The following is an 8,518-nucleotide window of genomic DNA, read 5'->3' as shown; positions in this document are numbered from 1 at the left end:
ATTTTTATTTCTGTATCATTTTTCCATAACTTTTGTTTTAAGGACATGTCTAATATCTTTATAACGCTATATTTGACAGTACCGTTATGCCAGATGGAAGCATAAAGGATGATGAGTGCTAGTAAACAGGCTCAAGAATCTCTCCCTAACCTTCACTTAATGTTCCAATTTTCTTAAAAAGTCTGTCAACAAATTCTTGTTTTGAAAAGTAGCTCGAATGGTATCGCTATTATTATAATCAACGATAACTTCAAATTTTTCAAATTCTCCAACTGGACTGTCAATCTTAAGTGTATCCAGTCCACTAATTGCATCATCAATACTATCAAATTCGTATCTCTTTCCGAAAAGCGGAATTAAAACTATATTACTAATGTAACGCTCAAGACAATTTCTAAGCGTTTCCATAAACCTATCTACTTCTTCTTGACAAACTCGTATCAAAGCCTGTCGCAGTTTTTCTTTATCTGAACTAGTAAGACTATCAAGTTGTCTAAAGGCTGTAGTATAGCTTTCATCAGGAGTATCCTCATCAAAAGCAACATCAAAATCAATTACTTTAAATGCTGATACTACACCTTTATAGGGGATATAAATAACTGCAAAGCCATTATTTTTTAGTTGTTCTAACGCTGGCTTTGTGAAATCTCCAGCTAATACTACCCCATAAAAGGGTGCAGATAGATGATGAAGCTCAATAATTGGTAATATCGCCCCTTGAATTTCCTGAGCTTTATTCTTTGAGTGCTTCGTATATCTACGCCATGCAGATTCAATAAATGCAACAGGTCTGCCAAGCTTCTTATCCGTGCCATCGACTTCAATCACAAAATCTAGATCGTGCTTATTTCCGTACTTATCCTCCCAAGTAACCTTTTTACCACTTTTAGCTGGACGCGATCGCTGCCAGTCAAGATAGTAGTTTTTGACTTGAGCAAATTGCTCTAGTCGAGGTTTCAGAATATCATAAAGTACGATATCTTCAAGAAGTTTGCCTAGTTGCTGACCAAACTTATGTGATGGTGACTGCGCCATAATCTAACTTTCTATCCAAAGCCTTCCTTCATGTAAAGGAATATTATGTTTTCTGTTTTTCCACTTGACATTACGTTCTCTAATTTTCTCAAAAGACCATAAACAAAACCCTGCCTCATTTGCTAATTTTCCCAACCACTGCTCAACTGGAACATACACCCCATAAGGGGCCGAATCTCCAACTACAAAGCAAATCTTGCAATCAGATGTTGTAACTCGACGAAGGGCATGGAATACAGACCCCATATCAATAAAGTATGCGGCGATCATTGTGTGATAAGCTTTGTTGCCGGCTTTAGTCTCTCGGACTTTTTCTAGCTCTTTACAAACAGGAATTAGCTCATCTCGAATTGGCTCAAGGAGAGGATCAGTTATTAAAGCATCCAATTGCAATCGATCCTTTGACACATGTTGCGAACTTGAACGAATCAGAAACTTGCGAACTGTATCATGTAAATCCCCCCAAGAGTTAACCTCACCCCAAAAGGTCATTTCGAGACGCATGGTATCAGCATAATCATAGTTATTTGCATACGGTGGAGAGGTTATTACTAAATCTATTGACTTATCGGGAATACTTTCTAAAATCCTTGCATCTTCTCTAATAAAAGTAGCTTGGCTTGCTGTTCTAACAGACTGCATACAACGCATATCTTCTAACATCAAAGCGACTTGAGTATCTAGTGCATTAAGTGGTTTAGAAATCTTGGCTTTTCGTTTGTTTGGAAGAATATATTGCCACTGCGCCGTGCCTACATAGCTTGACAATCGTAAAGTAGCAGAGATTGCTAGAAAAGTGAGATCCTGTAACTCTTCTGATAGGGCTGGGGCTAGCTCTAAATAAACTTGCTTGATTTTGAAGAGATATATTAATATATCCTCGGTGTAACATTTATTTAGTAACGCTGGCATTTGGTCTGGAAGCTTTGGCTGAAGACTAGCAGCAAGATTTTTAATTTCAGCGATCGCTTCCAAAAACTCATCGGTATTTATCTCCCATGAGAGCTTCCCTTGTGCAAGCCGATAAACAAAAGGGTGCGCTTCAATGCCGTAGGAATTCACACCAAGTTTATCAGCAGCAATACAAACAGTGCCCGATCCTGCAAATGGATCGAGGACAATTTTCGGTTTCAGTTCTGCGATTACTCCTTCAACCCAAGTTGCTGAAAATCCAGCAGAATACCTAAACCATCTATGAATAGGTAATTTCATATTGTCAGTAAATGTGCCTGTTCTTTCTGTAATAGCTCTTGATTGAAAATCATTGCGAAGTTCAGGCATCAAATTTAAAAGCTGAAGTTAATAGGGCTTACTAATTTTAAATTAGTATTGACTAAACTCATAAAAAATCAGGACTGAGAAATATATCTCAGTCCCGATAAAAAAGCGGGCTAACCGCTATTTATATGGTTAACCCGTGCAGCTTTGGGAACGCGCAGAGAAATTGTTATTGCAATACCAACTTCACATTGGCGTTTTGCAAACCGCGCTGTTTTACTTCAGCCAAAGTTTTGTTAACGGCATACTTTTGGTTGATTGAGTTGATCAACTCGGTTTGGTTGTGCTTCTTAGCAACGCCCCACAGGTCAGCGATTAGGTCAAAAGAACCATCGCCATTGCGAGACCAGCCGAGGTCATATTCGCCTTCCAACACGGCAACGATGTCAGAACGGACACGCTGACCGTTATAACCACGGACATCAGCTTCAGTCTTTACGCTGATACCGAGGTCGCGCAAGGAAGCCTTGAGGATTTCGGCATCGGTGATTTTGGTACGCAGGGTGCTAAAGTGAGACATTTGGGTTTCCTCCAATGAGAAGATTGAGAAAAACGACAACGGTTTGTTTTGGGCGAAGCCGCGCTTAACAGGATGCGGCTTTTCTTATAACTGCTAGCATTTTCAGCTAGCCTTTCCCCCTGGGATGGCAGAGGAAAGCTTTTAAAACTCCATTCGCTGATATTCAGCTACGGAGGATGCTGCGGGGCGTGCGCGCTGTCTGGCCCAATCTCTCAGAGCCGTTACTTGTTCTTGCATCGTTCGAGACAGCGGCAATGTTGCCTTCAGTGCAGCAATAATATCTAGTTGGGTGAACTCCCGATCTTGGGCAAAAGCTTCATACATTGCCGCAACGATCGCTTGCTCTATTTCTGCCCCAGAAAAGCCATCAGACATCTTGGCTAATTGCTCAAGATCGAATCGAGAGATGTCTTCACGGCGTTTGGTCAGATGAATATTGAAAATCTGTTGACGTTCTTCCGGTGTTGGCAGATCGACAAAGAAAATTTCATCAAAGCGTCCTTTCCTCAAGAACTCGCCAGGTAAGCGTTCTACTCTGTTGGCTGTTGCCATCACGAACACTGGTGATTTCTTATCTTGCATCCATGTGAGGAAAGAGCCGAAGATTCTACTTGAAGTTCCCCCATCAGAATCAGAGGAACCTCCACTACCAGCAAAGGATTTATCTAATTCATCGATAAACAAAATCGCTGGAGAAATAGATTCTGCTGTTTTCAGGGCGTTTCGCAAGTTTGCTTCACTTCGTCCCACCATTGAGCCGTCGTAGACTCGCCCCATATCTAACCGCAACAGTGGTAAACCCCACAGTCGGGAAGTAGTTTTAGCAATTAATGATTTACCGCAACCCGGAACTCCTAAAATTAACATCCCCTTTGGTTGAGGCAAACCATACTCTCTCGCTCTTTCTGTAAAAGCGTTAGAGCGTTGCTTGAGCCATCTTTTTAACTCTTCTAAGCCACCTACAGCATCAATAGTTTCATCTTCTTCAATGTATTCTAAGATGCCATTGCGCCGGATTAGTTGCTTTTTCTCAGATAAAACGATGTCTACTTCATCTTCCGTTAAACGCTCTTTAGTTACCTGTGCCTTACGGTAGACTTTCTCCGCTTCATCTTTAGTTAGACCCAAAGCAGCTCTAAGAAGTTTTTCTCTGGCTTCTGTTGTCAGTCGCCGACCACGATTTTGCTCTATATGGTGAGTTAAGACTTTATTCAACTCAGCCATATCTGGCAATGTAAAGTCGAGAACGACAACTTCTTTTTCCAGTTCTATAGGTACTTGCTGCATTGGAGACATCAGAACGATGTTCTTTTGCATACCTTTGAAACTAGCGATCGCATCACGTAACGATCTGTTAGTTGCAGGCGCATCTATAAAGGGATGTAAATCTTTAAGAATAAATATACTTGCTTCTTTCTGCCGGATAATCCACTCAATCGCCGCTTCTGGAGACACGGTATTATGTTGGGTAACATTCCGGGGTTGACCGTACTCAACAATCCCGTGTGTTACTGTCCAAACAAATACCCGACGCTGGGGCTTTAACAACTGGGCGATAGTGGAAATTGCTTGCTCGGCCCGCTCTTCCTCGGAGGTAACAAGGTAGATTAAAGGGTATTGAGCTTGAATTAGGATCTTGAGCTCTTCGTTCATACTTCGACCTACTTGAGACCTTATAGAGACAGTAGAGACATTGCTTCTGGTAAAGACAACCGAATCATGAATATCTATCTAGCAAGGAACTAACTCTTCCTCACCCTTGGGATTGGTTTTATCTTCATCCATCTCATCGAGAGAAAGATGCTCTTGACCAACTACTCCTGGTTGATTGCCTAAAGTAACCAGTTCCCCATCACGTAAGACTAGTGAGCTATCACAAGTTGGGCATGAATAAACTCTATGAGTCCGCCCATAAGAAGAGTCTTCTAACTCGTCAACCAATTCTTGATTGGATAGGTAAAAACCAAGGGCACGTTCGGCAAGTTCTGACATTGGCTCGGAATCAACTGCTGAACGAATCTTCAGTTTTCTGTGCAACTCTGGCGATAAATACAAAGTGACCTTTTGCTTAGTTTGCGTTTGCATATAACTCTTTAACGGTCTTACCCGGGTATGTATATCAAGTTATCGGTTCTTTTATTGGTTGTCAAGACAGTAAAACGTTTTAACGTCTATTTCGTTACATTTATTTATATTTTGGGTTGCTGGCATCATCATTAGTGGCTCTAGCCCTTGAAATTGAGCGATAAATCGCTCACTACGAATCTCTTAAAATTGATGTGGCAGATTACTAGTTAGCTGATTGAGAATAGTGCAAGATCAGAGTTTCTGGTATTTCCTGGTATTTCTATGAAATCAGTGACTTTGGCAAAATGTGTGATGTAAATGACTACTGCTAATAAAACCTGTAGTTTGGAGCGAAGAATTTATCGGTTTGCCGTCAGCGTTAGCGGAGTTATTGCCGTGTTAATAATTTTGTGGGGTTGTACTGCAAATAATTTTAACGCTGGAGCGATCGCCTGGAAAACTTATAGCAACTCCCGTTATGGCTTTGAATTTCCGTATCCGAGTAACTGGATTTCTTTAGCAGCATCAGAAAATGGTGATGGAATTGCGTTGATTTCACCCCAGAACAAAACGGTGGAAATTCGAGGGTGGGCAAGTCAGCAGCTACCGAATTCGATTGTTACAAACCAAGAATCAGAGAAAAAGCTCAAACCCAACTTTCAAACCGCCCAAGGAGTATCTGGGGTGCTGGTTGTAGAAGTTGATCGACTAGTAGGTTCAATGACACTGACACTAACTCAGAGTCAAGTGAAATACTATTTGCGCGGACGAAGCAAGAGCCAAGATTTTCAAGAATACTATCGTTTGTTTTATTACATTGCCCAGGAGTATCGGATTTTAAAGTTTTAATTGGGCATGGGGCATGGGGCATGGGGCATGAGGGAGATGAGGGAGCAGGGGAGGCAGGGGAGGCAGGGGAGGCAGGGGAGGCAGGGGAAGAAGAATTATTGATTATTGACCAATTCCCAATTGACCAATGCCCAATGCCCAATGCCCAATGCCCAAAATCCACATCTCCCCCAGAATGATGATTGAGAGGGTACAGAAACCTGATAGATTTAGCTATCAGCGAGTAAAAACTGGTGAAGATGAAAGTCCTGGTTATTGGTGGTGATGGATATTGCGGTTGGGCAACTGCTCTTTACCTTTCCAATCGAGGTTATGAAGTTGGAATTTTAGATAGTTTGGTGCGGCGGCACTGGGATAACGAACTTGGTGTTGAAACTCTCACTCCGATCGCACTAATTCAACAACGTCTCCAGCGCTGGCAAGATTTGACAGGTAAATCTATCGATTTGTTCATCGGCGATATTACTAATTACGAATTTCTCCATAAAACATTACAGCAATTTCAGCCAAATGCTCTGGTGCATTTTGGTGAACAGCGTTCGGCGCCATTTTCCATGATTGACCGAGAACATGCAGTTGTTACCCAGGTTAATAATGTCGTTGGGACGTTGAACTTGCTGTACGCTATGCGGGAAGATTTCCCCGATTGTCATTTGGTGAAGCTGGGGACGATGGGCGAATACGGTACACCCAATATTGATATTGAAGAAGGGTATATCACCATTGAACACAATGGACGCAAGGATACCCTACCTTATCCCAAGCAGCCCGGTTCAATGTACCACTTAAGCAAAGTCCATGATAGTCATAACATCCACTTTGCTTGCCGGATTTGGGGATTGCGGGCAACTGATTTAAATCAGGGTGTAGTTTATGGCGTCTTAACCGAAGAAACGGGGATGGACGAACTATTGATTAATCGGCTGGATTACGATGGTGTGTTTGGTACTGCACTGAACCGCTTTTGTATTCAAGCAGCAATTGGACATCCGTTAACTGTCTACGGTAAAGGTGGACAAACTCGCGGATTTTTGGATATTCGGGATACAGTCAGATGTGTGGAATTAGCGATCGCTAACCCTGCCGAGGCTGGTGAATTCCGCGTATTTAACCAATTTACCGAACAATTCAGCGTCGGCGACTTGGCATTGATGGTGAAAAAAGCTGGTAACGCTATGGGATTGAATGTAGAAATCAATCACTTAGATAATCCCAGAGTCGAGAAAGAAGAACATTATTTCAACGCTAAAAACACTAAATTACTCGATTTAGGTTTACAGCCTCACTTGCTCTCTGATTCTTTACTCGATTCTCTGTTAAACTTTGCTATCAAGTATCAGACGCGAGTCGATCATAAGCAAATTCTGCCCAAAGTCTCTTGGCACAGAAATTAAGGTAAACCCCAGTAAATCGTGGGTCTAAAATTAGTCGTCATATTTTAGCACAATATGACGACTAACCAGTTATTATTTATCAGGCGTATCATCCAGCTACTACTAAATTTGCCGTTGACTATAGTTATTTTGACTGTGCAGAGTTGATTACACCACGCGAGAGAGTCTATTCTGTGTTTGATACCGAAACGCAAGCAAAGCTGAGATTATCTGCCTGGACTGAATAATTTTTTATGAGAATTGCCCTATTTACCGAAACCTTTTTACCCAAGGTTGACGGCATTGTAACGCGCCTGCGCCATACTGTCGATCATCTCCAGCGCAGTGGTAATCAAGTGCTGGTGATTGCCCCTGATGGAGGCATCACAGAACACAAAGGCGCTAAAGTTTACGGCGTTACTGGTTTTCCTCTGCCATTGTATCCAGAATTAAAGATGGCACTTCCTCGCCCAGCCATTGGGTACGCTTTAGAAAAATTTAAGCCAGATATTATTCATGTCGTGAATCCAGCAGTTTTGGGTTTATCTGGCATATTTTATAGCAAAATCCTCAAAATACCCTTAGTAGCGTCTTACCATACCCATTTACCCCAATATCTCCAGCATTACGGCTTGGGGATGCTTGAGGGTTTTCTTTGGGAACTGCTCAAAGGCGCTCATAATCAAGCTGCTTTGAATCTCTGTACCTCCACAGCAATGGTGGAGGAATTGACAGCACATGGTATTGAACGTGTAGATTTATGGCAGCGTGGGGTAGATACAGAATTATTTCATCCCGATTTAGCTAGTGTAGAGATGCGATCGCGTCTATCACAAAATCATCCAGAAAGTCCATTACTACTTTACGTTGGGCGACTTTCGGCTGAAAAAGAAATTGAGCGTATCAAACCAATCTTAGAAGCAATTCCCGAAGCGCGGTTAGCATTGGTTGGAGATGGCCCCCACCGTGAAGCATTGCAAAAACACTTTGCTGGCACAAACACTTATTTTGTTGGCTATCTTATGGGGCAAGAGTTAGGCTCTGCCTTTGCGAGTGCTGATGCCTTCATCTTTCCTTCCCGGACAGAAACACTAGGCTTAGTACTACTAGAAGCGATGGCTGCTGGCTGTCCCGTGGTAGCAGCCCGTTCCGGGGGAATTCCTGATATTGTCACAGATGGGGTAAATGGATATCTTTTTGAGCCAACAGCAGATATTCAAGGAGCGTTAGCTGCTACTGTTCGACTCTTAGAACAAAAACAACAACGAGATATCATCCGTCAAAATGCCCGCCAGGAAGCAGAAAGCTGGGGTTGGGCAGCTGCTACCAAGCAGCTACAAGATTACTATCAAAAGGTGATATTTTCTGAACAGTTGGCAAAATAAGGGACTGGGTA

9 protein-coding genes are annotated in these 8,518 nt (G+C 42.3%); 4 read left to right on the top strand and 5 right to left on the bottom strand.

Annotated features, from left to right (window positions below; translation table 11 throughout):
• Window positions 1-156 precede the first annotated feature (156 nt).
• From RMX89_RS24035 to RMX89_RS24015, 5 genes are all read right to left on the bottom strand, one after another.
• Window positions 157-1,035: a hypothetical protein gene (locus tag RMX89_RS24035; RefSeq protein WP_322690721.1), complete on the bottom strand. Its 879-nt coding sequence runs from the start codon at window positions 1,033-1,035 to the stop codon at window positions 157-159.
• Window positions 1,036-1,038: 3 nt separating this feature from the next.
• Window positions 1,039-2,316: a DNA methyltransferase gene (locus tag RMX89_RS24030; protein ID WP_322690720.1), complete on the bottom strand. Its 1,278-nt coding sequence runs from the start codon at window positions 2,314-2,316 to the stop codon at window positions 1,039-1,041.
• A 166-nt stretch (window positions 2,317-2,482) separates the two neighbouring features.
• Entirely contained in the window at window positions 2,483-2,833 is a 351-nt protein-coding gene (locus tag RMX89_RS24025) for a DUF1257 domain-containing protein (protein WP_094350625.1), read from the bottom strand.
• 141 nt (window positions 2,834-2,974) lie between these two features.
• On the bottom strand, window positions 2,975-4,486 hold the full coding sequence (locus RMX89_RS24020) for an AAA family ATPase (RefSeq protein ID WP_322671475.1): 1,512 nt from the start codon (window positions 4,484-4,486) through the stop codon (window positions 2,975-2,977).
• A gap of 78 nt (window positions 4,487-4,564) precedes the next feature.
• On the bottom strand, window positions 4,565-4,918 hold the full coding sequence (locus RMX89_RS24015) for a hypothetical protein (protein ID WP_322690719.1): 354 nt from the start codon (window positions 4,916-4,918) through the stop codon (window positions 4,565-4,567).
• A gap of 300 nt (window positions 4,919-5,218) precedes the next feature.
• On the opposite strand from RMX89_RS24015, the gene RMX89_RS24010 reads away from it, so the two are divergent.
• The 4 genes from RMX89_RS24010 (at window position 5,219) to RMX89_RS23995 (ending at window position 8,507) form a co-directional block, all read left to right on the top strand.
• Complete coding sequence (locus RMX89_RS24010; RefSeq protein ID WP_322685955.1) at window positions 5,219-5,749, top strand: hypothetical protein; 531 nt, start codon at window positions 5,219-5,221, stop codon at window positions 5,747-5,749.
• A 20-nt stretch (window positions 5,750-5,769) separates the two neighbouring features.
• Complete coding sequence (locus RMX89_RS24005) at window positions 5,770-5,928, top strand: hypothetical protein (protein ID WP_322690718.1); 159 nt, start codon at window positions 5,770-5,772, stop codon at window positions 5,926-5,928.
• A 60-nt stretch (window positions 5,929-5,988) separates the two neighbouring features.
• Window positions 5,989-7,143 carry an NAD-dependent epimerase/dehydratase family protein gene (locus RMX89_RS24000; protein WP_100899423.1) on the top strand — a complete coding sequence of 385 codons (1,155 nt, stop codon included), beginning with the start codon at window positions 5,989-5,991 and terminating at the stop codon, window positions 7,141-7,143.
• Window positions 7,144-7,376: 233 nt separating this feature from the next.
• Complete coding sequence (locus RMX89_RS23995; RefSeq protein ID WP_322690717.1) at window positions 7,377-8,507, top strand: glycosyltransferase family 1 protein; 1,131 nt, start codon at window positions 7,377-7,379, stop codon at window positions 8,505-8,507.
• Window positions 8,508-8,518 lie beyond the last annotated feature (11 nt).

Origin of the sequence: Nostoc sp. DedSLP04, assembly GCF_034530775.1 — a bacterium.
Taxonomy (GTDB): domain Bacteria; phylum Cyanobacteriota; class Cyanobacteriia; order Cyanobacteriales; family Nostocaceae; genus Nostoc.
This window is presented reverse-complemented; position numbering and strand designations above follow the sequence as displayed.